Here is a 25,795-nt window from a genome sequence, read left to right on the forward strand (position 1 = left end):
GACCCGGGTGACTGTCGAGGCCCGCCGGTGATCGCCACGATCGCGGGATCCGCGGCACCAGCGCCGACGGCGCGAAATCAGCGCCCGGGCATCCCGGGAACAAATCTGTCGGTACTCCCGTTGACCCGTCTGACAACATTGAGTGAGTTAGACTCAACCTTGGCTTGACAACGGCCCTTCGCCGAAGGCAGTCTTGAGCGCGGTTCACTCAGCAGCGTAGTGCTTACACAGCTCGATTTATCAGGAGGATCCACTATGGCTCGTGCGGTCGGTATCGACCTCGGGACCACCAACTCCGTCGTCTCCGTACTCGAGGGTGGCGACCCCGTCGTCGTCGCAAACTCAGAAGGTGCCCGGACGACCCCGTCCGTCGTCGCGTTCGCGCGCAACGGCGAAGTTCTGGTCGGCCAGCCCGCCAAGAACCAGGCGGTGACCAACGTCGACCGGACCATTCGTTCGGTGAAGCGGCACATGGGCACCGACTGGTCCGTGGAGATCGACGGCAAGAACTACACGGCGCAGGAGATCAGTGCCCGCATTCTGCAGAAGCTGAAGCGTGACGCGGAAAGCTACCTCGGTGAGGACATCACCGACGCCGTGATCACGGTCCCCGCCTACTTCAACGACGCCCAGCGTCAGGCGACCAAGGAAGCCGGCCAGATCGCCGGTCTGAACGTCCTGCGGATCGTCAACGAGCCCACCGCGGCCGCGCTGGCCTACGGCCTGGACAAGGGCGAGAAGGAACAGACCATCCTGGTCTTCGACCTCGGTGGCGGCACGTTCGACGTGTCCCTGCTGGAGATCGGCGACGGCGTCGTGGAGGTCCGTGCGACCTCCGGTGACAACCATCTCGGCGGCGACGACTGGGATCAGCGCGTCGTCGACTGGCTGGTGGAGAAGTTCAAGGGCACCAGCGGCATCGACCTGACCAAGGACAAGATGGCGATGCAGCGGCTGCGTGAAGCGGCCGAGAAGGCGAAAATCGAGCTGTCGAGCTCGCAGAGCACCTCGATCAACTTGCCGTACATCACCGTCGACGCGGACAAGAACCCGCTGTTCCTCGACGAGCAGCTGACCCGTGCGGAGTTCCAGAAGATCACTCAGGATCTCCTCGACCGCACCCGTCAGCCCTTCCAGTCGGTGATCAAGGACGCCGGTATCGCAGTGTCTGAGATCGACCATGTGGTGCTGGTGGGTGGTTCCACCCGCATGCCCGCGGTGTCGGATCTGGTCAAGGAGATGACCGGCGGCCAGGAGCCCAACAAGGGCGTCAACCCCGACGAGGTCGTCGCGGTCGGTGCCGCGTTGCAGGCCGGTGTGCTCAAGGGTGAGGTGAAAGACGTTCTGCTGCTTGACGTTACGCCGCTGAGCCTTGGCATTGAGACCAAGGGTGGCGTGATGACCAAGCTGATCGAGCGCAACACCACCATTCCGACCAAGCGGTCGGAGACCTTCACCACCGCCGACGACAACCAGCCGTCGGTGCAGATCCAGGTCTTCCAGGGTGAGCGCGAAATCGCCTCGCACAACAAGCTGCTCGGCTCCTTCGAGCTGACCGGTATCCCGCCGGCCCCGCGCGGTGTGCCGCAGATCGAGGTCACCTTCGACATCGACGCCAACGGCATCGTGCACGTCACCGCCAAGGACAAGGGCACCGGCAAGGAAAACACGATCAAGATCCAGGAAGGCTCCGGCCTGTCCAAGGAAGAGATCGACCGGATGATCAAAGACGCCGAGGCGCACGCCGATGAAGATCGTCAGCGTCGCGAGGAAGCCGACGTCCGCAACCAGGCCGAGACGCTGGTCTACCAGACGGAGAAGTTCGTCAAGGAGCAGCGCGAAGCCGAAGGCGGCTCGAAGGTTCCCGAGGACACGCTCAACAAGGTGGACGCCGCAGTGGCCGAAGCCAAGACGGCGTTGGGCGGCACCGACATCGGCGCCATCAAGTCCGCGATGGAGAAGCTGGGCCAGGAGTCGCAGGCTCTCGGTCAGGCCATCTACGAGGCCACCCAGTCCGAGCAGGCCGCCGGCGGCGCCGGTGAGCCCGGTCAGGCCGGAGCCGACGATGTGGTCGACGCGGAGGTGGTCGATGACGACCATGAGGGCCAGTGACCGAAGGCAACCCGCACGAACAGGTAACCGTCACTGACAAACGGCGGATCGATCCCGAGACCGGTGAAGTACGACATGTCGCCGGCGGTGCCGCCCCTGCGGGGGCGGCACCCGGGGCATTCGCAGGCGAAACTCCGGAGGAAGCCGACAAGGCGGCCGAACTGCTCGGCGATTTGCAACGGGTGCAGGCCGACTTTGCCAACTACCGCAAGCGGGCGCTGCGCGACCAGGAGGCCACCGCCGAGCGGGCTAAGGCCGCGGTGGTCAGCCAATTGCTAGGCGTGCTCGACGATCTCGAGCGCGCACGCAGTCACGGCGACCTGGATTCGGGTCCGCTCAAGGCGGTTGCCGACAAGTTGGTCGGCGTGCTGACCGGGCTTGGCTTGACGGCGTTCGCCGCTGAGGGCGACGACTTCGACCCGGCGCTGCACGAGGCCGTACAGCACGAGGGCGACGGCGGCGAAGGCTCCAGGCCGGTGATCGGCAACGTCATGCGGCAGGGCTACAAACTCGGCGACCAGGTGCTCCGGCACGCGCTGGTCGGGGTGGTCGACACGGTGGCGGACGACGCCACGGCAACCGACACGGCCGATAAGCACGCAAACGAGGGTGAGCAGAACGCAGAATCAGAACCGTCGGGGAATTGACGACGGTAGGACAACTTGAGAAAGGCGGAAGGGGGTGACGCAATATGGCCCAACGAGAATGGGTTGAAAAGGACTTCTACAAGGAGCTGGGCGTCTCCTCTGACGCCAGCCAGGACGAGATCAAGCGGGTGGCCCGCAAGCTGCTCGCCGAAAACCACCCGGACCGCAACCCGGACAATAAGGGGGCCGAGGATCGCTACAAGGCGGTCTCCGAGGCCAAGGAAGTGCTCACCGATCCGGCCAAGCGCAAGGAGTACGACGAAACCCGTCGGCTCTTCGCGGGGGGCGGATTCGGTGGACGCCGATTCAACGGCGGCGATTTCGCCGGCGGCTTCGGCGGGGGCGGTGACGGGGCCGAGTTCAACCTCAACGATCTGTTCGACGCCGCCGGCCGCACCGGCGGCGCCAACATCGGTGACCTGTTCGGCGGTCTGTTCGGCGGACGTGGCGCGTCGCCGCGTCCCAGCCGCCCACGTCGCGGTAACGACCTGGAGACCGAAGCCGAGCTGAGTTTCATGGAGGCCACCAAAGGCGTGGCCATGCCGCTGCGGCTGACCAGCCCGGCGCCGTGCACCAATTGCCACGGCAGCGGAGCCCGGCCGGGTACCAGCCCGAAGGTCTGCCCGACGTGTAACGGCGCGGGCGTAATCAACCGCAACCAAGGCGCTTTCGGCTTCTCCGAGCCGTGCGCCGAATGCCGGGGGAGCGGCTCGATCATCGAGCACCCGTGCGACGAGTGCAAAGGCACCGGCGTCACTACCCGTAGCCGCACCATCAACGTGCGGATCCCGCCGGGCGTTGAAGACGGCCAGCGCATCCGGCTGGCTGGCCAGGGTGAAGCCGGACTGCGGGGCGCGCCGTCGGGCGACCTCTACGTCACCGTGCATGTGCGGCCGGACAAGGTGTTCAGCCGTGACGGCGACGACCTCACCGTCACCGTGCCGGTCAGCTTCACCGAATTAGCCTTGGGCACAACGCTTTCGGTTCCTACGCTGGATGGCAAAGTCGGTGTGCGGGTGCCCAAGGGCACGGCCGACGGCCGGATCCTGCGGGTCCGTGGCCGCGGAGTCCCCAAGCGCTCCGGCGGTCAGGGCGATCTGCTGGTCACCGTGAAGGTCGCGGTCCCGCCCAGCCTGGAAGGCGCCGCCAAAGAGGCGTTGGAGGCCTACGCGGTCGCCGAGCGGTCCAGTGGCTTCGATCCCCGGGCCGGATGGGCGGGTAATCGCTGATGGCCAAGAGTCGCAAAGAATCCGACGCCAGGACCTTCCTGATCTCGGTGGCCGCCGAGTTGGCCGGCATGCATGCCCAGACGCTGCGCACATATGACCGGCTCGGCCTGGTCAGCCCCACGCGCAGTTCCGGTGGTGGACGCCGTTATTCGCAGCACGACGTGGACCTGCTTCGCGAAGTGCAACGGCTGTCTCAGGATGAGGGCGTCAATCTGGCTGGTATCAAACGGATTATCGAGTTGACCAACCAGGTCGAGGCGCTACAGTCCCGGCTCAAGGAGATGGCCGCCGAGATCGAGACGCTGCGGGCCAACCAGCGGCGTGACCTCGCCGTGGTGCCCAAGAGCACCGCGGTGGTGGTCTGGAAGCCGCGGCGCTGACCACCATGACGGTCGTACTGATCCACGGAAATCCGGAGACCGCTGCAATCTGGGGTCCGTTGATCGACGTTCTCGGACGCGACGACGTGGTGCCCTTGTCCCCGCCGGGATTCGGCTCGCCACTGCCCGAGGACTTCTCGGCGACCTATCTCGCCTACCGTGACTGGCTCGAAGCTGAGCTGGAGCGCTTCGACGAACCTGTCGACGCCGTCGGTCACGACTGGGGTGGCGGGCATTTGATCAACGTGATCATGCATCGACCCGAGCTTGTGCGCAGTTGGGCCAGCGACGTGGTGGGGCTGTTCGACCCCGACTATGTGTGGCACGACCTCGCCCAGGTCTGGCAGACGCCCGGCGACGGAGAGAAGCTTGTCGACGCCATGTTCGGCGGCAGCCTCCACGATCGGACTGAACAGCTGGTCGCTCGCGGGATCACCCGCAACGTCGCAGAGTCGATCGCGGAAGGTCAGGGTCCGCAGATGGCTCGGGCGATCCTGCTGTTGTACCGCTCGGCCCGCCAACCTGCGATGGCCGAGGCAGGTCGGTCGTTGGCGAACGCCCACGCCAGGCCGGGACTTTCACTTCTTGCCACCGAGGACACGTTCGTCGGCTCCGACGCGATCCGCCGCCGGGCCGCAGAGCGGGCGGGTGCACGCACTGAGGTGCTCGACGGGCTCGGGCATTGGTGGATGGTGCAAGATCCGGCGCGTGCCGCTGACGCGCTCACCCGCTTCTGGGCGACTGTCAATTAGCGCTGCGAAGATCCTGGTCAGCGCCTGAAGGCAGACTCACCGTCAGTGATGAATTAACTACCAACAGTGCGTCAATAGTGGTCTGTGCTCCCGGTAACCCCCTATCGTTGGCGCATGACGGCCACGCCGACGTGCACGACGTGCGGCGCAGACCTGCAGTCGAGCGCGAAGTTCTGCAGCGAGTGCGGCACTGCCGTGTCGGTTGCCTCGAAACGGGCTGAGTACAAACAAGCGACGGTCTTGTTCGCCGACGTCGTGCAATCGATGAACATCGCGGTGACCGTGGGCGCCGAGCGGTTGCGAGAAATCATGACCGAGCTGGTCGAGCGTTGCGCCGCGGTGGTGCGGCGCTATGGCGGCACGGTGGACAAGTTCACCGGTGACGGCATTATGGCGGTCTTCGGGGCGCCGGTCGCGTTGGAGGACCACGCGCTGCGCGCCTGCCTGGCGGCACTGAGCATTCACCAAGAGGTCGCATTGCTGGCGGCCGACGTTGCGCGCCGCGACGCCGTCGACCTGCGGCTGCGAATCGGCATCAACTCCGGCGAGGTGATTGCCGGTGAAATCGGTTCGGGCGCTTTGGGTTACACGGCTATTGGCGAACAAGTCGGCATGGCTCAACGGATGGAGTCGGTCGCGCCTCCGGGTGGGGTGATGCTCAGCGACTCGACCGCGCGGCTGGTCGAGGGCGCGGCGGAACTCGGGGATATCGAATTCGTCCGTATCAAAGGCGCCGAACAACCGGTGCGGACCAGGCGGTTGTTGAGAGTCTCGGAGGGGCAGCGTCAGCTCGGGCGTGCCGAGTCGAATCTGGTCGGTCGGCGCTGGGAAACCGCCGCCATCGAGAGCCTGCTGGAACGCGCTATCGACGGCCACGGGGCGGTGGTCAGCGTGGCGGGTACACCGGGCATCGGCAAGAGCCGTCTGGTGCGTGTGGTTGCAGCAATGGCCGCCGCCCGGGGCGTCGAAGTCTTCAGCGCCTATTGCGAATCGCACGCCAGCGACATCCCCTTCCACGCGGTCGCACATTTGCTGAGAGCGGTCACCGGCGTGGCGGATTTGGACGACGCGGCGGCCCGCGCCAAGGTGCGGGCTCAAGCTGCCGACGCCGAGCCGGAGGACTTGCAACTCCTCGACGATCTGTTGGGCATCGCCGATCCGGATGCCGCGCTACCGGCGATCGGTCCGGACGCGCGGCGGCGTCGGCTGACCGCGCTGATCAACACCGCCCAGCTGGCTCGCACCCGACCGGCGCTGTTCATCGTGGAGGACATGCACTGGACGGATGCGGTCAGTGAGTCGATGCTGGCCGACTTCGTTGCGGTGGTTCCGCAGACGCCGTCGCTGGTTCTGCTCACCTACCGGCCGGAGTACCGGGGTGTGCTGAGTCAGGTGGGCGGTTCTCAGACGATAGCCCTTGCGCCGCTGAATAATTCAGAGACCGCGGCGCTGGTCTCCCAGTTGGTCGGGCCGGACCCCTCAGTCGGCGCGCTGGCCGATCTCATCGCCGGACGGGCCGCCGGGAATCCATTCTTTGTCGAGGAGATGGTGCGTGACCTAGCCGAACGAGGTGTACTGCGCGGTACCCACGGTGCTTATGTGTCGACGGCAGAGGTCGCCGAGGTCAGCGTGCCGGCTACGTTGCAGGCCACCATCGCCGCGCGCATCGACCGCCTAGCCGCGAACGCCAAACGCACGCTGTGCGCAGCGGCGGTGATCGGCTCGCGTTTCAGCCCGGACCTGTTGCAAACCGTGGGGATTGACCCGATCCTGGACGACTTGGTAGCAGCTCAGCTCATCGATCAAACACGGTTCAGCGGCGAGCCAGAATACGTATTCCATCATCCGCTGATCCGCACGGTGGCCTACGAGTCACAACTGAAATCTGATCGTGCCGAGCTACACCGGCGGGTGGCCTCCGCGATCGAATCGCGTGACCCGGCGGCGGCCGACGAACACGCCGCCCTGATAGCCGAGCATTTGGAGGCCGCGGGGGATCTCGAGGCGACCTACGGCTGGCATATGCGGGCCGCCACCTGGGCGACCCACCGTGACATCACGGCGGCGCGCCTGAGTTGGGAACGCGCTACCCAGATCGCCGACGCCCTGCCGGGCGGGGATCCGAATCGGGCAGCCATGTGCATCGCTCCGCGCACCATGTTGTGTGGGATTGCCTGGCGAGCCAGTGTCGACGATGCCGGCGACCGCTTCGAGGAGTTACGCGAGCTGTGTGCCGCCGCCGGTGATAAGTCGTCACTGGCCATTGCCATGGCAGGCTTAGCGATCGATCGCATGTTTCGGGACCGGATGCGCGAGGCATCTCAGCTGGCATCTGAAGCGATGGCCCTGATCGAATCTATCGGCGATCCGAATTTGACCGTCGGGCTGTCACCGCTGGCCATCTACGTCAAGGGTGAAGGCGGCGATTGGGCCGACGTGCTGCGATGGTCGCAAGTCGTCATCGACCTGGCTGACGGCGATCCGTCGAAAGGCAATTTCATCATCGGGTCCCCGTTGGCCGCCGTCATCTATGCGCGGGGTAATGCGCGGTATTCAGTGGGCGAGCCCGGATGGCGCGATGACCTGAGTCGTGGGTTGGCCATGGCCCGCAGTGCCGATCCGACGGCCTACGCCAGAGCCACCTTCTACGTCTACACTCCCGGAATCCTGAATGGCGTGCTGCGACCCGACGATCGCGCGATGCGGGAGATCGAGGACGCCCTGCGGAAAGCTGAAAGGTCCGGTGACGACCTCGCTTTGGCGCAGGCCCGGCTGGCGCTGGGTGTTGCGTTGGTGCATCGTCATGCGCCCGCGGAGCGAGACCGTGGACGCGAGATCCTGACCGAGGTCAGCGATGTGTTCCTACGCCGCAAGCACAACCTCTGCGACTTACCGCTCCTCACCGTGTGTTTGGCGCGTGAGATGGCTCGACGTGGCGATCACGGTGAGGCCATTGCGCGCATGCGCGGCGCCGTCGACCACCTCTTTCGCGACGGACGGCCACCTATATACGGAGTTGCCACCACGGGTGCCTTGGTGCAGACACTGCTGGACCGCGGGACCCCCGATGATGTGGACGAAGCAAAGGCGGCAATCGATCGCCTCGCGCGCACGCCAACCGAAGGCGTTGTGGTGCGCGACATCTGGCTGCTACAGATGCAGGCTCTGCTCGCGCGAGCTCGCGGCGACACGGTGGCCTATGCGGATCTCCGGGACCGCTACCGCGATATGGCGAATTCGCGTGAGTTCGAGGGTCATATCGACTGGGCCGAGGCCATGCCGTGACAACGCGACTTCAGCCGGCCTGATCAGCTGACCCGGATCGAGAATTCGGCAACGCCCCAGTCGCCGGGCTGCGCTGACCGGTAGCCGCCGCGGCGCAGCGCATCGGTCGGCGCGGCCATCGGCTCGAAACACACCACGTCTTCGCCGGGCGGCGCGAAGATCTGCGCCGCGGGGTAGCCCTGCTCGAAGTGCACCTCGATCCGGCGGCCACCGCCGGACACCGCGAACACCGCGCCGTCGGCAACCTCGTCGTATCCGTCGTCAAAGGCCTTGTCGCCCAACGGTTCCGTGGTCGCCGGCTGCGGTGTCGTCTCACCGGTCGGCAGGCCCCGCCCGTCGAGCGTGAGGTGCCGCAGCGGTGGCGTCTCGATGACCCATTGCGCGCGCGGGACGCCGGGCAGCTGAAGGTAGGGGTGGAAGCCGAAGCACAGCGGGACCGCGCGTTCACTGGTCGGGGCGACGGAGCTGCGTATCCGCAGCGTCCGCTCGAACAGCGAGACGGTCACCGCCAGGCGGTGCGGAAACGGAAAGCTGGCCAGCAGGTCTTCGTCATTGAAGTCCACTTCGGCAGTCAGCTCGCTGCCCGATTCATGCGTCACCCGCCAGTTCGGATAGGCGGCCAGCACGCCGTGGATCGGCAGGCCGTTGGGATCGGCGCGGACGCCGTGCTGACCGGCCGTCAGCGTGACCGTCGTATCCTCTGCCGTATATGTGTTGGCGCCCAATCGGTTTGCCCACGGATACAGGATCGGGATGCCCATCGTCTTGCCGTTGGCGACGTAGGCGTCCAATCCGCGCCGCTGGCCGAGCAGTTCGGTGCCCGTGTCGGTCAGCGAGATGCCGATCATGCCGGCGTCCGGCACGAACTGGGCTTGCATGGGCGACGACGGATCGCGCAGCGTGACGATATTCACGACGCTCAGGCTAGCGGTACAGCGGGTCGTGCTGAATGCGCTCCGGCGGCGCACCTTTGGCCATCAGCGCGGCCTTGGTGACGCGGACCATCTCCGGTCCGCCGCTGATCAGGATCTGCCGGTCGCCCCAGCCGCCGTAGCGGGTGACCACGTCCATCAGCTTGCCGGTCTGTCGCAGATGCAGTCCTCGCGGCGGCGTCACGTCGGGATAGTCGGCCGCCCAGGCGGGGTCGCCGTTGCGCTCGGAGACCGGAGTCACCGACAGCCAGGGGTTGTTCGCGGCGACCTGCCACAGCGTCGGCAGGTCGTAGAGCTCACAGGGGTAGCGGCCACCGAAGAACAGGTGCACCCGCGGGTTCTCGCCCCACCGGGTGAGGTCCATGATGATCGAGCGCAGCGGCGCCAGCCCGGTGCTGCCGGCCACCATCAGCACATCGCCACCGTCGCGGTCGACGTGCAAGCCGCCGTGCGGGTTCGACAGCCGCCAGCGATCGTCGGACTGCGTCTCGTTGACGATGGCATTGCTGACCAGGCCGCCGGACACAGCGCGGACGTGAAATTCGACGGCACCGGTGTCGTCCGACGGGATGGCCGGTGTCAGGTATCGCCATCGCCGCGGGCATTGCGGCACAGCGACATTGACGTACTGGCCGGGGTGGTAGGGCATCGGTTGGTCCAGCTGCAGCCGGACCACGGCCAGGTCGCGGGATACCCGCAGATGTTCGACGACCGTGCCGTCCCACCAAGCCGGACTGAGCTCGGCTTCGGCGGCGCCGCGCATCACCCCGGTGATCAGGTTCAGCGACTGCTCGGCGGCGGCGCCCACGGCGTCGGTCCACGCCTCGGCCACCTCGTCGCGCAAGGTCGTATACAGCGCCTGACGCAGGGTGTCGTAGTGCTCGGGAAGCACGCCGTATTTACGGTGATCGCGTCCCAGCTGGGCCAGAAAAGCCACCGGCTCCTCGGCGCGCTGGTCGACCAGCTCGCCGTACACCCAGTTCAGCGCGTGCGCGAACGTGGCCCGCTGGGCGGCCATGTCGGGTGGAAACAGATCACGCGGCGACGCCTCGAAGGAGAACCACCGCGCGTAGAACCGCCCGATCAGCCCGTTGCCGTCGGCCGGGTCGATGACGGCGTGCAATACCGCCAGCGCATCCCGGTCGTTGAGGCTCACGGCCGCTGATTTTAGGCGCGGTCGAGCCGAACTCGGTCAGAGCGCCTTGACGCCGTTGTGCAGCACCATCAGGCCGATCAACACCAGGATCGCGGCGAGCAGCGCGGCGTTGTTCTTCTCCATCCACGCCTTGAGGCGTGCCATCGTCTCGTCGAGGCGGTGACCGGCGGCGGCGTAGGCAAGGACAGGGATCGCGACGGTGGATGCGGCGACGGCGATGAAGATCGCCGCGGTGAGCAGTTTGGCTGCCACGCCGAGGTCGACGCTGCCGATGTCGAGACCGGCCAAGGCGCACATGGTCAGGACCTCCACCCTGACCACCACCAGTGCCAGCCCGATGAGCACGGCGCGCGAGGGCGTCAACGTCTCGAAAGACCGCATCCAGCGCGGTGATTCGGTGTGCCCCTCACGAGTCAGCCAGCGGTAGATGCCGAACGCGATGAGCGCCGAGCCGAGGACGATGCGCAGCCACGACGCCCACGTCGGTGGTGATTTGCGCAGGTCGCCAAGCGCATCGGACGACGCGGCGAAGATGGCGGTCAGCACGATCAGGCCCAGCAGCCAGCCGCCGAGAAAGGCAAGGCCGGTCGGCCGGGGCCGCGGCGTCTGCAGCACCAGCACCGCCGGAATGACCGACAGCGGTGAGATCGCGATGACGAGCGCCAGCGGGATGAGGGTGGTCAGCGAGGAGACCCAACTTCCTGTCACGAGCAGCATCTTCGCATTGACTGTTGAACAACGTTCAACGATTAGCCGACGAGCGGCGCCGCGCCTCAGCGGGCGCGTGGCGCGCCCGCATCGTTGCGCCGCCGGACCTGATGGCGCCGCGCCTCAGCGGGCGCGTGGCGCGCCCGCATCGTTGCGCCGCAGTGTCCAGGCCGGCACCCAGTGCGTGACGGTCTTGCGCTTGGACCCATAGGCGATCGGGTAGGTGACCAGCCCCCACCAGTCGCCCTGCTCACACATGCCCCAGCAGCTCAGCCGCCCCTCGACGACTTTGTGCAACTGCAGGCCGTTGGCGTGAAACCGGCCCGAGCGGTGTGGCTCGCGCGGAAACAGCACTGTCAGGTCGATCAGCACGGTGATCGGCGGGCGGACCACCCGGAACGGGTTGCGGGCCGGTTGCCCGTTGTATCCGATCGACGCCAGGCCGCTCACCGATCGATCATACGTTCGAATAACTGAAGGTTTACAGTTCGCCTGAAATTTCTTAAGGTTGAGCGGAACAGACTCAACCTTGACGGCGTTGAACAACGCGACAAGCATTTTCAGTACCCCCTTCTGACCCGAACGGAGTGTCGTGGACTCTTTCAACCCGACAACCAAGACGCAGGCAGTCCTGACGTCGGCGCTGCAGGCAGCGACCGCCGCAGGCAACCCTGAGATCAAGCCGGCTCACCTGCTGTCGGCGCTGCTGACTCAGAACGACGGGATCGCCGCGCCGCTGCTGGAAGCTGTCGGCGTCGAGCCCTCCACCGTCCGCGCCGAAGCCGAGCGCCTCGTGGACCGGTTGCCGCAGATCAGCGGTTCCAACACGCAACCGCAGCTGTCCCGTGACTCGCTGGCGGCCATCACCACCGCGCAGCACTTGGCCACCGAGATGGACGACGAGTACGTCTCCACTGAGCACCTGATGGTCGGGCTGGCCACCGGCGACTCCGACGTCGCCAAGCTGCTGACCGGCCACGGCGCGTCGCCGCAGGCGCTGCGTGAGGCCTTCGTGAAGGTTCGCGGCAGCGCCCGCGTCACCAGCCCCGACCCCGAGGCGACCTACCAAGCCCTGGAGAAGTACTCCACCGACCTGACCGAGCGCGCCCGTGAAGGCAAGCTCGACCCAGTCATCGGACGGGACAACGAGATTCGTCGCGTCGTCCAGGTGCTGAGCCGTCGCACCAAGAACAACCCGGTGCTGATCGGCGAACCCGGTGTCGGTAAGACCGCGATCGTCGAAGGCCTGGCGCAGCGCATCGTCGCCGGTGACGTCCCCGAGAGCCTGCGGGACAAGACCGTCGTCAGCCTGGACATGGGCTCGATGGTGGCCGGTGCCAAGTACCGCGGTGAGTTCGAGGAACGGCTCAAGGCCGTGCTCGACGACATCAAGAACTCGGCCGGGCAGATCATCACGTTCATCGACGAGTTGCACACCATCGTCGGCGCCGGCGCGACCGGCGAGGGCGCGATGGACGCCGGCAACATGATCAAGCCGATGCTGGCCCGTGGCGAGCTGCGACTGGTCGGCGCCACCACCCTCGACGAGTACCGCAAGTACATCGAAAAGGACGCCGCGCTGGAGCGACGTTTTCAGCAGGTGCTGGTCGGCGAGCCGTCGGTGGAGGACACCGTCGGCATCCTGCGCGGGCTGAAAGATCGCTACGAGGTGCACCACGGTGTGCGCATCACCGACTCCGCGCTGGTGGCCGCGGCCACGCTGTCCGACCGCTACATCACGGCGCGGTTCCTGCCGGACAAGGCCATCGACCTGGTCGACGAGGCAGCCAGCCGGCTGAAGATGGAGATCGACTCCCGGCCAGTCGAAATCGACGAGGTCGAGCGGCTGGTGCGTCGACTCGAGATCGAAGAGATGGCGCTGGCCAAGGAGGAAGACGACGCGTCCAAGGAGCGGCTGGAGAAGCTGCGCTCCGAGCTGGCCGACCAGAAAGAGAAGCTGGCCGAGCTGACCACCAGGTGGCACAACGAGAAGAACGCGATCGACGTGGTCCGGGAACTCAAGGAGCAACTGGACACGCTGCGCGGCGAGTCCGATCGCGCCGAGCGCGACGGCGACCTGGCCAAGGCCGCCGAGCTGCGTTACGGGCGCATCCCCGAAGTCGAGAAGAAGCTCGACGCTGCCTTGCCGCACGCCGAGGCCCGCGACAACGTGATGCTCAAAGAGGAAGTGGGCCCAGACGACATCGCCGACGTGGTGTCGGCGTGGACCGGCATTCCCGCCGGCCGGATGTTGGAAGGCGAGACCGCCAAGCTGCTGCGGATGGAGGACGAGCTGGGCAAGCGCGTCATCGGGCAGAAGAAGGCGGTGACGGCGGTTTCCGACGCGGTGCGCCGGAGTCGGGCCGGGGTCGCCGACCCGAACCGGCCGACCGGGTCGTTCATGTTCCTCGGGCCGACCGGTGTCGGTAAGACCGAGCTGGCCAAGGCGCTGGCGGAGTTCTTGTTCGACGACGAACGGGCGATGGTCCGCATCGACATGAGCGAGTACGGCGAGAAGCACTCGGTCGCCCGGCTCGTCGGCGCCCCGCCGGGCTACATCGGTTACGACCAGGGCGGTCAGCTGACCGAGGCGGTCCGGCGACGTCCGTACACGGTGATCCTGTTCGACGAGATCGAAAAGGCCCACCCGGACGTGTTCGACGTGCTGCTGCAGGTGCTCGACGAGGGCCGGCTGACCGACGGACAGGGCCGCACGGTCGACTTCCGCAACACCATCTTGGTTCTGACATCGAACCTCGGGTCAGGCGGCAGCGAGGAGCAGGTGATGGCGGCGGTGCGCTCGGCGTTCAAGCCGGAGTTCATCAACCGGCTCGATGACGTGATCATCTTCCACGGCCTCGAGCCCGGCGAGCTGGTGTCCATCGTCGACATCCAACTGGCCCAGCTGCAGAAGCGGCTGGCGCAGCGTCGCCTTGCGCTGGAGGTGTCACTGCCGGCCAAGCAGTGGCTGGCCCAGCGCGGGTTCGACCCGGTCTACGGTGCCCGGCCGCTGCGTCGGCTGGTGCAGCAGGCCATCGGCGACCAGCTGGCCAAGCTGTTGCTGGCCGGCGATGTTCACGACGGCGACGTCGTGCCGGTCAACGTCAGCGCCGACGGCGACTCGCTGGTGTTGGGTTAAAAGGTGGCTACCGCTTGGGCGTCGACACAGACGCTCAAGCGGTAGCAAACTTTAATTCTGTTGTGACCTGCTCGCATTCCCGCTTCGGGGCTAACAGCGGTTACGCTACGTGGCGATGGTTCCCCTTTGGTTCACGCTCTCTGCGCTGTGCTTCGTCGGTGCGGCGGTGTTGCTGTACGTCGACATCGACCGCCGCCGTGGACGAGGACGGCGCCGTAAGTCGTGGGCACGGTCGCACGGATTCGACTACGAGCAGGAATCCACCGAGATCCTCAAGCGCTGGAAGCGCGGCGTGATGTCGACCGTCGGCAGTAACATCCCGGCGCGCAACGTAGTGCTCGGCCAGATCCGCGGCGAGGCGGTCTTCATCTTCGACCTCGAAGAAGTCGCCACGGTGATCGCCCTGCACCGCAAGGTGGGCACCAACGTCGTCGTCGACGTCCGGCTCAAAGGTCTCAAAGAGCCTCGGGAGAACGACATTTGGCTGCTCGGCGCGATCGGGCCGCGGATGGTCTACTCCACCAACCTGGACGCCGCCCGTCGCGCCTGCGACCGCCGCATGGTCACCTTCGCGCACACCGCCCCGGACTGCGCCGAGATCATGTGGAACGAACAGAACTGGACCTTGGTCAGCATGCCGATCGGCAGCACTCGCGCCCAGTGGGACGAGGGTCTGCGCACCGTGCGCCAGTTCAACGACCTGCTGCGGGTGCTGCCACCGGTGCCGCAGTCCACGCCGGCAGCCGGGGCGCCGCAACCGTCGGCACGCCGCAATTCGGCTCCCAGCCGTCCGCTGGCTCCCGCCGGCCGCGCCGAAACGCCGCAGCGGCACGCCGAGTCCCCCACCCATGAAAGCGGTTCCACATCGCGGGCCGCCGCCACTCCGCCGACGGCGCGTCAGGAACCGATCCGCCGCCCGCCGACGAGTCGAAACGGCCACCAGGCCTCACATCACCAGCGCTGAATCTGAGCCGCACGGGGCGCTAAGTACACTGGCGCCGTGCTTCGTCGCGTTGCCCTGATCACCGGGCCCACCTCCGGAATCGGCGAGGGTTTCGCTCGTCGCTACGCGGCCGACGGCTATGACGTGGTGCTGGTGTCCCGCAACGCCGACCGGCTCAACCAGCTGGCTGCCGAATTGTCCAACGAGGGCGGCTGCAACGTCGAGGTGCTGCCGGCTGACCTCGCCGACTCCGCCGGCCGGGCCGAGGTCGCCGAACGTCTCGCGGGCGGCGTCGACGTGCTGGTGAACAACGCGGGGTTCGGCACCTCCGGCGACTTCTGGACCGCTGACCCCGCGACGTTGCAGTCCCAGCTCGACGTGAACGTCACCGCGGTGATGCAGCTGACCCGCGCCGCGTTGCCGGCCATGATCGACAACGGTGTCGGCACCGTCATCAACGTCGCCAGTGTGGCCGGCCTGCTGTCCGGCCGCGGGTCGACGTATTCGGCGTCCAAGGCGTACGTGGTGTCGTTGACCGAAGGTCTGGCCGTCGGGTTGCGCGGCACCGGCGTCGGGATACACGTCGTCTGTCCGGGATACGTGCACACCGAGTTTCACGATCGCGCCGGCATCGACATGACCTCGCTGCCGTCGTTCATGTGGCTCGAGGTCGACGACGTGGTCCGGGAGACGCTGTCCGACGTCGCCCGCGGCAACGTGGTCATCATTCCCGGACTGCAGTACAAAGCGATCACCGCCGCCAGCCGGATGGTGCCGCGAACGTTGGCGCGCGCCGCCACAAGCGTGTTCGGTCGGGGCCGTGGCCGCACCTGAAGTCGCCGAATTGGCCGACCTGGTCCGCCAATTGGCGGTGGTACACGGCCGGGTCACGCTGTCGTCGGGCAAGGAAGCCGACTACTACGTCGACCTGCGCCGGGCCACGCTGCACCACCGGGCCGCCCCGCTCATCGGCCGGCTGATCCGCGACCTCACCGACGACTGGGAGTACGCGTCAGTCGGCGGCCTGACCCTGGGTGCCGACCCGGTTGCCACCGCGGTCATGCACGCACCCGGCCGCCCGATCGATGCATTCGTCGTTCGGAAGTCGACGAAAACCCATGGCATGCAACGCCTTATCGAAGGACCTGACATTGCGGGTCGACCCGTTCTGGTGGTCGAGGACACCAGCACCACCGGCGCGTCGGCGCTGACGGCGGTGCGCGCCGTGCAGGACGCCGGCGCACACGTGGTCGGCGTGGCCACCGTGGTCGACCGCGCTACGGGCGCGGCCGAAGCCATCGAAGCCGAGGGTGTTCCATACCGCAGCGTGCTGGGGTTGGCGGACCTCGGGCTGAGTTAGCCGTCGTGCGAAGCCTTCTCGCGTTGGTGGCGACGCTCGCGCTCTGCGCGGCGTGCTCTGGCGGCAATCACCGTGACCTGGTGTACGGCGCGGGAACCGCTCGACTCGGCGAGGCGCTGGCGGTGTTGGGCTGGAACACCTCGGTGTCGAATCTGCGCTGGCAAGACGACTACGTGCTGGTCGACGTCGACGGGGCGCCGGGCGACCCGGCCAAGCCGCATGCCGATGCCCGCGATATTCGCTTCGGCTTGTACGGCGCGCTGGCGCACCCCATGGAAGTCGCCGGGATCGGTAGCTGCGACGACATGAAAAATCTTGTCATCCAATCGCTTTCCGCGCCCGGCGGCAAGCGGTTGACCGGTACGGTGTGCCTCGGTCCGCTCAAGGACCGCAGCGCCGTGCGTGGGGTGTATCTCTACTCGCCCCGTGACCGAATTGCCGACACCGCCGCGGCCTACCCGGCCGCGTTTCCGGTCGGGCTGCTGCCGACCAAGGAGAGCGACACCGGCATGGTGGTCAAGACCAGCAGCGTCGACGCGTGGCGCGCCGACGGCACCCAGCTGACGAAGGCCTCGCTCGGCGACCCCGCCGCCTTCAACGGCAGCGGGTACATGCTGCTCGGCTTGAACGCCGACACCATCGCGGCCAAGTATCGCGACGAGTCCGCGGCCCGTGGCGGGCCGATGATGTTGCTCGCCTCGCCGACGCTGCCTGCGCCCGGTCTGAGCGCGGCCTGCTCGGCCTACGGGTCGTCGGTGCTGATCCTGCCCGAGGCGTCGCTGGATGCCGTGCATGTCAACGCGTCGTTGTGCACCCAAGGCGACCTCAACGAGGCGCTGCTGTACGCCACCGTCTCCGTCGTCGGCACTCACGCCGCGGTCTGGACCGTCCGGTGAGCGACTCGTCCGCCTCCTCCTCGGGCCGTTCCGGCCCGCATCGTCGCGCGGACGTAAGCGAGGTCGGTCCCACCGAATGGGGCGTCGGGACAAGCGGAGTCGGCCCGTGGACCGGCCCGCTGCCCGACGATCCGAAGTATGACCCGGCGTTGCTGCGCGACGGCGATACCCGCAACGTCGTCGACGCCTACCGGTACTGGACGCGCGAGGCGATCGTCGCCGACATCGACACCCGCCGGCACCCGCTGCACGTCGCCATCGAGAACTTCGGCCACGACGCCAACATCGGCGGGGTGGTCCGCACCGCCAACGCGTTCGCCGTCGACACCGTGCACATCGTCGGCCGACGGCGCTGGAATCGCCGCGGCGCCATGGTCACCGACCGCTACCAGCGACTGCGTCATCACGACAACACCGCCGAGTTGCTCAGCTTCGCCGCCGACGCGGGCCTGACCGTGGTCGCCGTCGACATCGTGCCCGGCGCCGCCCGTTTGGAACAGACCACGCTGCCGCGCGACTGTCTGCTGCTGTTCGGCCAGGAAGGCCCCGGCATCAGCGAGGATGCTCGGGCGCTGGCCCCGCTGACCGTGTCGATTGCACAGTTCGGCTCGACCCGCAGCATCAACGTCGCGGTCGCGGCGGGTATCGCGATGCATACCTGGATCAGCCAACACGGAAACATCGCTCAGGCGTGGTAGGGCGCCGATCCGCTAATGCCCTGGCGTGACGTCGAATTCGATGGGCAGCGTGGCGGGTCCAGTGATGGCGGTCAACGGTTTCCACGGCGCCGGTCCGGTGCGCCGGGCGTTCGGCATCTTCTGTGTCATGACCGTCAGGGCTTCGGCGAGTTCGAGCCGCGCCAGGTTAGCGCCGAGGCAGTAATGCATGCCGGCGCCGAAGGTCTGCATGGGGGCGCCGTCGCGGGTGATGTCGAGTTGCTCGGGGTTGTGGTAGACGCTGGGATCGCGGTTGGCCGAGGCGGTGTTGGCGACGACCAATGTGCCGGCCGGGATGACGACTCCGGCGAGTTCGACGTCCTCGAGGGCTATGCGCAGGGTGCCCCAGGCGATCGGGGAGTGTCGCATGGTTTCCTCGACCGCGTTGGCGGCCAGCTCGGGGTGCCGGCCCAGCAGTGCCCATTGATCGGAATTGTCACACAGCACCTGCACGGAGGCCGCGAGCTGATTTCGAGTGGTATCGGTGCCGGCAATCAGTAAGCCCACGACCAGCATGCGCAACTCGTCGCCGTTGAGGTGATCGCCGTCATGCTCGGCGCGGATCAGCTCGGAGATCAGGTCGTCGGTCAGCGCGGCGCGGCGGTCGGCGACCATATCGTCGACGTAGGCGTCGACCGCCGCCCAAGCCCCCAGGATGGAGTCCGACTCGCTGGCGACGTTCCAGCTGAACGCCTTGAAGATGTCGTCGGTCCAATCCGAGAACAACTCCCAGTCCTCTGCCGGTGTGCCGAGCAGCGCGCAAATGATCGGAATTGGATATCGACGCGCGATGTCGACCACGACGTCGCAGCGCCCGCGGATCATCTGGTGTCCAACGAGTTCGGTGATGACATCGATGATCGTCGAGCGCAGCCGTGCGGTGGCCCGAGGCGTGAAGGCCTTCGACACCAGGCGACGAAGGCGCTGATGCTCCTCACCGTCCAGACTGATCAGGCTCGCGGTGACACGGTCCCAGATAGCTCCGGACGTGATGCCTTGGCCGGCAAGGAACATCCCTTTCGGCATCCGAAATCGGGGGTCGCGCAGCACGGTTCGAACCAGCTCGTAGGACAGGATTTCCGGGCCGTGGGTTCCGATCGCGATCGGCGCTCGACTGCGGGCGGCCGCGATGAGTCGGTGCGCCTCTTCGGGATCGTCCAGCTGGTCGTAGGCCAGGATCGGGAACCCCGCGTCGAAGACATCAGGGCAACTGCGGGTATACATCGTGTCGACGGCCATGACGGGCTCCTCGCTGGGCGTTTGCGGTTGCTGATCGCGACGCAATCGTTGCTCCGATACCGCGAAGACATGCCAGTAGACGGATACTGATCTTTCGCCCTATCACCCGGTCGGCGCTTTTAAGCTGTCCGGGTGCGCTTGACGTGGCCGCTGACCGGCCGCTCGAAGGAACAGCGGCTCATCGAAGCCGCAATTTTCGACTCGGACTTGGCCGGGGTCGTGGTGTGCGGGGCTGCCGGCGTGGGCAAAAGCCGGATCGCGCGTGAAGCGCTGAGTTCTGCCGGGTCGCGAGGGTGCGAAGTCCGGTGGATAGTGGGCACGTCCTCTGCGCGGTCGATCCCGTTGGCAGCGCTGTCCTCATGGACCGAGTCTGCCGGTGACGACAACCTCGAATTGATCCGTAACGCAATCGCGTCGCTGACTTCCTCGTCTTCTGGCAAGACAGTGGTGTTGGGCATCGATGATGTGGCCCTGCTCGATGATCTCTCGACATTCGTTGTGCACCAGATCATTCAGCGCCGCGCTGCCAAGGTTTTGCTCACCATCCGCCAGGGTGAATCGATTCCTGCGGGGGTGCTGGAGTTATGGGACGGCGGGCAGCTTGACCGCCTCGACCTGCAACCGCTGTCGGAAGCCGAAACAACCGCGCTCGTCTCGGCAACGTTGGGCGGTCCGGTGGATCCGCCGGCGGCTGATCGATTGTGGACGTTGACCCGCGGCAATCCGCTGTATTTGCGCAATATCGTCGAGCAGGAGGTCGCCGACGAACGGCTTGTGATGCAGGACGACTCCTGGCGATGGCTTGGAGATCCGATCTTGCCGCCCAGCCTGATCGAACTTGTCGAAGGCCGGATCGGAGGCTTGCCCAGCTCGGTCAGTGACGTGATCGACGCCCTTGCCGTCGGCGAACCCATCGAGCTCGGGTCGCTCACCCGGATAACCGACTCGGCCGCGGTCGAGCAGGCGGACATCCGCGGCCTCATCGCTCTCGCTCAAATAGGCGATCGGGTCGAGGCGAGGTTGGCGCACCCACTGTACGGGGAGGTTCGACGAAATCGGGCTGCCGCCACAAGGTTACGACGGCTGCGTGGTCTGATCGCCGCCGAACTCGCCGCGTCGGACGATCGTGACGAGATGCATGTGGTGGTCCGCCGCGCCACCCTCAGCATCGACTCGGACCTCGAGCCGGATCCGGACCTGCTTGTTCGAGCGGCCAGTGGCGCGGTCTGGCTGTGGGAATTCCCCCTCGCCGACCGACTCGCGGCGGCAGCGACCCTGGCAGGAGGGGCCGCGAACGCGAAACTCATTCGCGCCTATGCCTTGTCGTGCACAGGTCGTGGCGAGGAAGCCGATGCTCTGCTCGCCGGCATCCAGACAGGGGAGTTGGCCGACGTGATGTACGGGCGGATGGCGTTCCTGCAGGCCACCAATCGGCTCTTCACTTTGGCCGACCCGGCAGGGGCAAAAGAATTCATCGACGAAGCATCCCGCGCAGCAGGCCCACCGGCTCGCAGCTGTATCGACGCATTTCTGACGGTGTATTGGGCGGCGATGGGCAAGCCGCACGCGGCCATCGAGTCAGCCGGCAAGTTCATCTGGCAGGAGCTGCCCGACCTTGTCGCCCAGCGGGTGACCGCCTGGGCCCTCGCCCTTGCGTTTGGAGAAGCGGGCCGTGCCGGCGAAGCCGCGGCAGCGGCGAAGGCCGGCTACCCGGTTCCGATCCGCTCGTTCGTCATCATCACCGACGCCCACATCGGCGCCCTCCTTCTGGCTGGCCATATCGCCGATGCCGATGCACCGGCGCAGACGATACGGGAACGTCAAATCGAGTTTCAGGCATTTCAGTCCTTCCAGGTCGGCTCTCTTGCGTTGGGCAGAGTGGCCCTCGGTTCCGGGCGACTCGACGCGGCGATTTCGCTTCTGGCCCAGTCCATCGAAACGGCAACAGCTTCCACCGACTCCAACCGTTGGCGTTATCGATGCCAGATTCCGCTCACGACGGCGCTCGCCATGCGGGGCTCAATCGACGCGGCGGCCGCCCGGTTCGGGGCACTCGGACAACTCTGCCATCCCAGCTGGCGATACCTCGACTACGAATACGCGATCGCCAAGGCATGGCTGGCCGCCGGGCAGGGCGCCGTCAGTGAAGCAATCGCGATCTCGCTCGCTGCCGCTGAAACAGCCAAAGACAATGGCCAATTCGCTCCTGAAGTGATGTGTCTACAGACAGCCACGCAATTCGGGGAGCGTACCTGCGGGCCTCGATTGCGAGAACTTTCAGCTATCGTCGAAGGGCCCCGCGCCGGCATCGCGGCCCGCTTCGCTGAAGCCATGCATGACGACAATGGCACCGAATTAGCTGCGGTTTCAGCAGAATTCGAGAATATGGGTGACCTCATCGCTGCTGTCGACGCGGCAGCGCACGCAGCGCTGACCTATCGGCACCATGACTTACGCGGGTCGGCGTTGGGATGTTCGGCAAGGGCTGAGGCGTTGGCCGAGCACTGTGGCGGCGCCCGCACTCCGGCCCTGTGCAAGGCTGTCGAACGACTGCCGCTAACCGACCGCGAACGGGAAATCGTGATGCTTGTCGGGCAAGGGCTGTCCAACCGGGATGTCGCGACACGGCTGACGTTGTCGGTTCGAACCGTCGAAAGCCACATCTACAAAGCGATGTCCAAGACCGGCACGTCCAGCCGTGACGAACTTGCGGCGCTCCTGCCGCAGCGCCGGGAATGACACCGCGTCAACTCCATTACTGATCGCCCTCCGGTGATACCACGGCGTAACGCCTCGAAATATCAGTAGTGCGTCACTGACATCGACGGACCCATCCGGATCGAGGATTCCAGTAACGGAACTCAAGGACGGAGGATGGAAATGATCACCGAGAACCTCGTAGTCACAGACCTCGACGAGATGCGAGAGCGATTGGTGTCGCCGGCGCCGGTCCTGATCACCGAACGCGAGGTCGCGCTCAGCACGGCTGTGGCCCTGCGGGCACGCCCGGCGAGCAAGCGCCGCTGGTTCGAGACGACCCGGGTCCGGCTTTCCGCCGTCCGGCTCGCGCTTGCTCCCTCGATGCAAAAAGGTCGTCCAGTGCGCCGCGACTACCCGAAGCGCTACTCCTATCTGGAGGACGCCTGCATGGCGCGGGAGATGTCCCGGCTTTGACGTCCGAGAAGGCATGATCGACCTGCACCCTCGGCGGGCATCCTTCCAGGACTGAAACTTCCCGGAAGGATGCCCGCTTGCGCGCCTGGCCCATAGGGCAGGATCTGCAGGCATGGATCAGGTATGGGTCAACCGGGCGGTCAGCGCGGAAGCCGCCATCGCCGGACGGCACCTGAAACGGCTGTGGGCCCTGCCGGGGACCCAACTCGGCGTGGTGGCCTGGCCGCCGACCCGGCGCGACCGGTGGTTCGGCGGCTGGCACTACTGGTGGCAGGCGCATCTGCTGGACTGCCTGATCGACGCGGAACTGCGCGACCCGCAAGAAGAGCGGCGCATCAAGATCAACCGGCAGATCCGTTCACACCGATTGCGTAACAACGGATCCTGGGTCAACAACTATTACGACGACATGGCCTGGCTGGCGCTTGCGCTGGAGCGGGGGTCCCGGATCGCCGGGGTGGACCGTCCGCGCGCACTGAAGAGGCTGAACGACCAACTGGTCAACGCGTGGGTGCCCGAGGACGGCGGCGGCATCCCGTGGCGTAAGCAGGACCAGTTCTTCAATGCCCCGGCCAACGGTCCGGCGGGCATCTTCTTGGCGCGTTACGGCGACCGGCTGCGCCGCGCGCAGCAGATGGCCGACTGGATCGACGAGACGCTGATTGACCCCGAGACGCACCTGCTGTTCGACGGCATCAAGGCGGGCTCGCTGGTCCGCGCGCAGTACACCTACTGCCAAGGCGTGGTTCTCGGCCTGGAGACCGAGTTGGCCGTCCGCACCCATGACGACCGGCACGCGCCTCGCGTGCACCGCCTGGTCGCCGCGGTCGACGAACACATGGCCCCGGGCGGGGTGCTACGGGGCTCCGGCGGCGGTGACGGCGGGCTGTTCGCCGGTATCACCGCCCGCTACCTGGCGTTTGTCGCCACGACACTGCCCGGCGACTCCGCCGCCGACGTCAAGGCTCGCGACGCGGCCCGCCACATTGTCCTGACGTCAGCGCAGGCGGCGTGGGACAACCGCCAGACCGTGGAAGGGCTGCCGCTTTTCGGCCCGTCGTGGAACGAGACCGCCGAGCTACCGACGACCGGAGGGCAGCAGGCCCAGTTCGTCGGCGGCGCGGTGACCGAATCGGACATTCCCGAGCGGGACCTATCCGTGCAGCTTTCCGGTTGGACACTGATGGAGGCAGCCCACGCCGTGGCGGCCTATGAAGGGATGAGCAATGAGTAAAGTCCACCCCGACGCCGTGTCGGCTCTCGATGGCCTGCTCAAGGACGGAATCACCGTCGCCGCAGGCGGTTTCGGCCTTTGCGGCATTCCGGAGAACTTGATCCAGGCCTTGGTGGACAGCGGGGTCAAGAACCTCACGATCGTCGGAAACAACGCCGGCGTCGACGATTTCGGCATGGGGCTGCTGCTCAAGGCGCGCCAGGTGGACAGGGTGATTGCGTCCTATGTCGGCGAGAACAAGGAGTTCGAACGCCAGGTGCTGGCCGGCGAACTCGATCTGGTGCTGACGCCGCAGGGCACGCTGGCCGAAAAGCTGCGTGCCGGCGGCGCGGGCATTCCCGGCTTCTACACCCGCACCGGCTTCGGGACCAACCTCGCCGAAGGCAAAGACACTCGGGTCTTCGACGGCACGGAATACGTTCTGGAAGAAGGCATTCGCGCCGATGTTGCGATCGTCAAGGCTTGGAAGGGCGATAAGGCAGGCAACCTGGTCTACCGGAAGACCGCACGCAACTTCAACCCGATGATCGCCACCTGCGGCACGGTGACGGTGGCCGAGGTGGAGGAACTCGTCGAGGTCGGTGAGTTAGACCCCGACCTGATTCATACCCCCGGTATCTACGTGGACCGCGTCATCGAGAGCGTCAATCTCGAGAAGCGCATCGAGTTCCGCACCACCAGCGGCGGCGCTGAAGTCAAGAGCGACAGCCCAATTCGCGAGCTGATGGCTCGGCGTGCCGCGCGCGAATTGCGCGACGGCTACTACGTGAACCTGGGCATCGGCATTCCGACTTTGGTGGCCAACTACATTCCCGAGGGCATCAAGGTCACTCTGCAGTCCGAGAACGGGCTACTGGGCATCGGCTCCTATCCGGCCGAGGACGACGTCGACCCCGATCTGATCAACGCGGGCAAGCAGACCGTCACCAGCCTGCCCGGATCCAGCTTCTTCAGCAGCGCCGACTCGTTCGCGATGATCCGCGGCGGCCACATCGACCTGTCCATCCTGGGCGGTCTCGAGGTCGCCGAGAACGGCGACCTGGCCAACTGGATGGTGCCCGGCAAAATGGTCAAAGGGCCCGGCGGCGCAATGGATTTGGTGTCGGGCGTCAAGCGGGTGATCGTCGTGATGGATCACACCGCCAAAGACGGTAGCCCGAAGATCCTCAAGCAGTGCTCGCTGCCGATCACCGGCAAGAGCGTGGTCGACATGATCATCACCGACCTGTGTGTGTTCGACGTCGAGCCCGAACACGGACTCACCCTCACCGAACTGCATCCCGGCGTGACGGTCGACGACGTCCGCTCCAAGACCGGCTGCGACTTCAAAGTCGCCGTCTGACATTTCAGTCGTATGGTGGAAGCCATGACCACTCGACGTAACGTTCTGCTCGGCGCTGCATTCGGGGTGCTCGCCGGCGCCAGCGCATTGACCGCTGTCACCGCAACCGGCGCTCCGAGCGGTCCGGCCAAAACGTTTGAGGTCAACCACACCGACGACGAGTGGCGGCAGCTGCTGAGCCCGCAGCAGTACGCCGTGCTGCGCACCGCGGCCACCGAGGCCCCGCACAGCAGCCCGCTGAACGACGAGCACCGGTCTGGGACCTTCACCTGCGCAGGCTGTGGCCAGGCGCTGTTCTCGTCGACGACCAAGTTCGACAGCGGAACGGGCTGGCCGAGTTTTTACCGGGCTCTGGACAACGCGGTCCTCGAGCGGCCAGACAACAGCGAGGGGATGTCGCGCACCGAGGTGCTGTGTAGCCGCTGCGGTGGGCACCTCGGTCACGTCTTCGACGACGGGCCCCAGCCAACGGGCTTGCGCTACTGCATGAACGGCGTGGCGATGGGCTTCAAGCCTGCCTGACACCGTCGCCGACCGATAATTGTCGACGT

The 25,795-nt window shown here is 66.3% G+C and carries 22 protein-coding genes; 17 read left to right on the forward strand and 5 right to left on the reverse strand.

Going from position 1 to position 25,795, the window contains the following annotated elements; genetic code table 11:
• Positions 1-255 precede the first annotated feature (255 nt).
• The 6 genes from dnaK (at position 256) to G6N27_RS18750 (ending at position 8,405) form a co-directional block, all read left to right on the forward strand.
• Entirely contained in the window at positions 256-2,112 is a 1,857-nt protein-coding gene (dnaK, locus tag G6N27_RS18725) for a molecular chaperone DnaK (protein ID WP_163778861.1), read from the forward strand.
• On the forward strand, positions 2,109-2,759 hold the full coding sequence (grpE, locus tag G6N27_RS18730; RefSeq protein ID WP_163778864.1) for a nucleotide exchange factor GrpE: 651 nt from the start codon (positions 2,109-2,111) through the stop codon (positions 2,757-2,759). The genes dnaK and grpE overlap by 4 nt, the downstream gene beginning before the upstream one ends.
• A 44-nt stretch (positions 2,760-2,803) precedes the next feature.
• The gene (dnaJ, locus tag G6N27_RS18735; RefSeq protein ID WP_163778867.1) at positions 2,804-3,988 is read left to right on the forward strand and encodes a molecular chaperone DnaJ; all 1,185 of its coding nucleotides are present in this window, start codon (positions 2,804-2,806) and stop codon (positions 3,986-3,988) included.
• Positions 3,988-4,368, forward strand: a complete 381-nt coding sequence (locus G6N27_RS18740) for a heat shock protein transcriptional repressor HspR (protein ID WP_163778870.1) — start codon at positions 3,988-3,990, stop codon at positions 4,366-4,368. The genes dnaJ and G6N27_RS18740 overlap by 1 nt, the downstream gene beginning before the upstream one ends.
• 5 nt (positions 4,369-4,373) lie before the next feature.
• Positions 4,374-5,120 (forward strand): alpha/beta fold hydrolase, encoded by a 747-nt coding sequence (locus G6N27_RS18745; RefSeq protein ID WP_163778872.1) that lies wholly within the window; start codon positions 4,374-4,376, stop codon positions 5,118-5,120.
• A gap of 114 nt (positions 5,121-5,234) precedes the next feature.
• Entirely contained in the window at positions 5,235-8,405 is a 3,171-nt protein-coding gene (locus G6N27_RS18750) for an AAA family ATPase (RefSeq protein WP_163778875.1), read from the forward strand.
• Positions 8,406-8,428: 23 nt separating this feature from the next.
• Here the strand turns inward: G6N27_RS18750 and G6N27_RS18755 are convergent, their stop codons facing one another.
• From G6N27_RS18755 to G6N27_RS18770, 4 genes are all read right to left on the reverse strand, one after another.
• On the reverse strand, positions 8,429-9,319 hold the full coding sequence (locus G6N27_RS18755) for an aldose 1-epimerase (protein ID WP_163778879.1): 891 nt from the start codon (positions 9,317-9,319) through the stop codon (positions 8,429-8,431).
• A 10-nt stretch (positions 9,320-9,329) separates the two neighbouring features.
• Entirely contained in the window at positions 9,330-10,493 is a 1,164-nt protein-coding gene (locus tag G6N27_RS18760) for an FAD-binding oxidoreductase (RefSeq protein WP_163778883.1), read from the reverse strand.
• A gap of 36 nt (positions 10,494-10,529) precedes the next feature.
• Positions 10,530-11,210: a GAP family protein gene (locus tag G6N27_RS18765; RefSeq protein WP_163778887.1), complete on the reverse strand. Its 681-nt coding sequence runs from the start codon at positions 11,208-11,210 to the stop codon at positions 10,530-10,532.
• 114 nt (positions 11,211-11,324) lie between these two features.
• A complete protein-coding gene (locus tag G6N27_RS18770) occupies positions 11,325-11,651 on the reverse strand; it encodes a hypothetical protein (RefSeq protein ID WP_163778890.1) in 327 nt (108 codons plus the stop codon).
• A 142-nt stretch (positions 11,652-11,793) separates the two neighbouring features.
• Between G6N27_RS18770 and clpB the strand changes: the two genes are divergently transcribed.
• The 6 genes from clpB to G6N27_RS18800 all read left to right on the forward strand — a co-directional run bounded on the left by clpB (position 11,794) and on the right by G6N27_RS18800 (position 18,237).
• Positions 11,794-14,340: an ATP-dependent chaperone ClpB gene (clpB, locus tag G6N27_RS18775; RefSeq protein ID WP_163778894.1), complete on the forward strand. Its 2,547-nt coding sequence runs from the start codon at positions 11,794-11,796 to the stop codon at positions 14,338-14,340.
• Positions 14,341-14,455: 115 nt separating this feature from the next.
• A complete protein-coding gene (gene ttfA / locus G6N27_RS18780) occupies positions 14,456-15,304 on the forward strand; it encodes a trehalose monomycolate transport factor TtfA (protein WP_163778897.1) in 849 nt (282 codons plus the stop codon).
• A gap of 36 nt (positions 15,305-15,340) precedes the next feature.
• Complete coding sequence (locus G6N27_RS18785; RefSeq protein WP_163778900.1) at positions 15,341-16,117, forward strand: SDR family NAD(P)-dependent oxidoreductase; 777 nt, start codon at positions 15,341-15,343, stop codon at positions 16,115-16,117.
• Positions 16,104-16,643: an orotate phosphoribosyltransferase gene (gene pyrE, locus G6N27_RS18790; RefSeq protein ID WP_163778903.1), complete on the forward strand. Its 540-nt coding sequence runs from the start codon at positions 16,104-16,106 to the stop codon at positions 16,641-16,643. The genes G6N27_RS18785 and pyrE overlap by 14 nt, the downstream gene beginning before the upstream one ends.
• A gap of 5 nt (positions 16,644-16,648) precedes the next feature.
• Entirely contained in the window at positions 16,649-17,539 is an 891-nt protein-coding gene (locus tag G6N27_RS18795) for a hypothetical protein (RefSeq protein WP_163778907.1), read from the forward strand.
• Positions 17,536-18,237, forward strand: coding sequence for a TrmH family RNA methyltransferase (locus G6N27_RS18800; RefSeq protein ID WP_163778909.1), 702 nt, complete (start codon positions 17,536-17,538; stop codon positions 18,235-18,237). Before G6N27_RS18795 ends, G6N27_RS18800 begins: the two co-directional genes overlap by 4 nt.
• A gap of 12 nt (positions 18,238-18,249) precedes the next feature.
• Here the strand turns inward: G6N27_RS18800 and G6N27_RS18805 are convergent, their stop codons facing one another.
• Entirely contained in the window at positions 18,250-19,494 is a 1,245-nt protein-coding gene (locus tag G6N27_RS18805; protein ID WP_163778911.1) for a cytochrome P450, read from the reverse strand.
• Between the two features lie 132 nt (positions 19,495-19,626).
• Here G6N27_RS18805 and G6N27_RS18810 point away from each other — a divergent pair, with 132 nt between their 5' ends.
• The 5 genes from G6N27_RS18810 (at position 19,627) to msrB (ending at position 25,766) form a co-directional block, all read left to right on the forward strand.
• A complete protein-coding gene (locus G6N27_RS18810; protein WP_163778913.1) occupies positions 19,627-22,233 on the forward strand; it encodes a helix-turn-helix transcriptional regulator in 2,607 nt (868 codons plus the stop codon).
• A gap of 141 nt (positions 22,234-22,374) precedes the next feature.
• Positions 22,375-22,668, forward strand: a complete 294-nt coding sequence (locus G6N27_RS18815) for a hypothetical protein (RefSeq protein WP_163778916.1) — start codon at positions 22,375-22,377, stop codon at positions 22,666-22,668.
• A 112-nt stretch (positions 22,669-22,780) separates the two neighbouring features.
• On the forward strand, positions 22,781-23,902 hold the full coding sequence (locus tag G6N27_RS18820; protein WP_163778918.1) for a glycoside hydrolase family 76 protein: 1,122 nt from the start codon (positions 22,781-22,783) through the stop codon (positions 23,900-23,902).
• Positions 23,895-25,244 carry a 3-oxoacid CoA-transferase gene (locus G6N27_RS25555; protein WP_163778921.1) on the forward strand — a complete coding sequence of 450 codons (1,350 nt, stop codon included), beginning with the start codon at positions 23,895-23,897 and terminating at the stop codon, positions 25,242-25,244. The genes G6N27_RS18820 and G6N27_RS25555 overlap by 8 nt, the downstream gene beginning before the upstream one ends.
• A 24-nt stretch (positions 25,245-25,268) precedes the next feature.
• Entirely contained in the window at positions 25,269-25,766 is a 498-nt protein-coding gene (gene msrB / locus G6N27_RS18830; protein WP_163778923.1) for a peptide-methionine (R)-S-oxide reductase MsrB, read from the forward strand.
• The last annotated feature ends 29 nt before the right edge of the window (positions 25,767-25,795 follow it).

This window comes from Mycobacterium cookii (assembly GCF_010727945.1).
In the GTDB taxonomy this organism is placed as follows: domain Bacteria; phylum Actinomycetota; class Actinomycetes; order Mycobacteriales; family Mycobacteriaceae; genus Mycobacterium; species Mycobacterium cookii.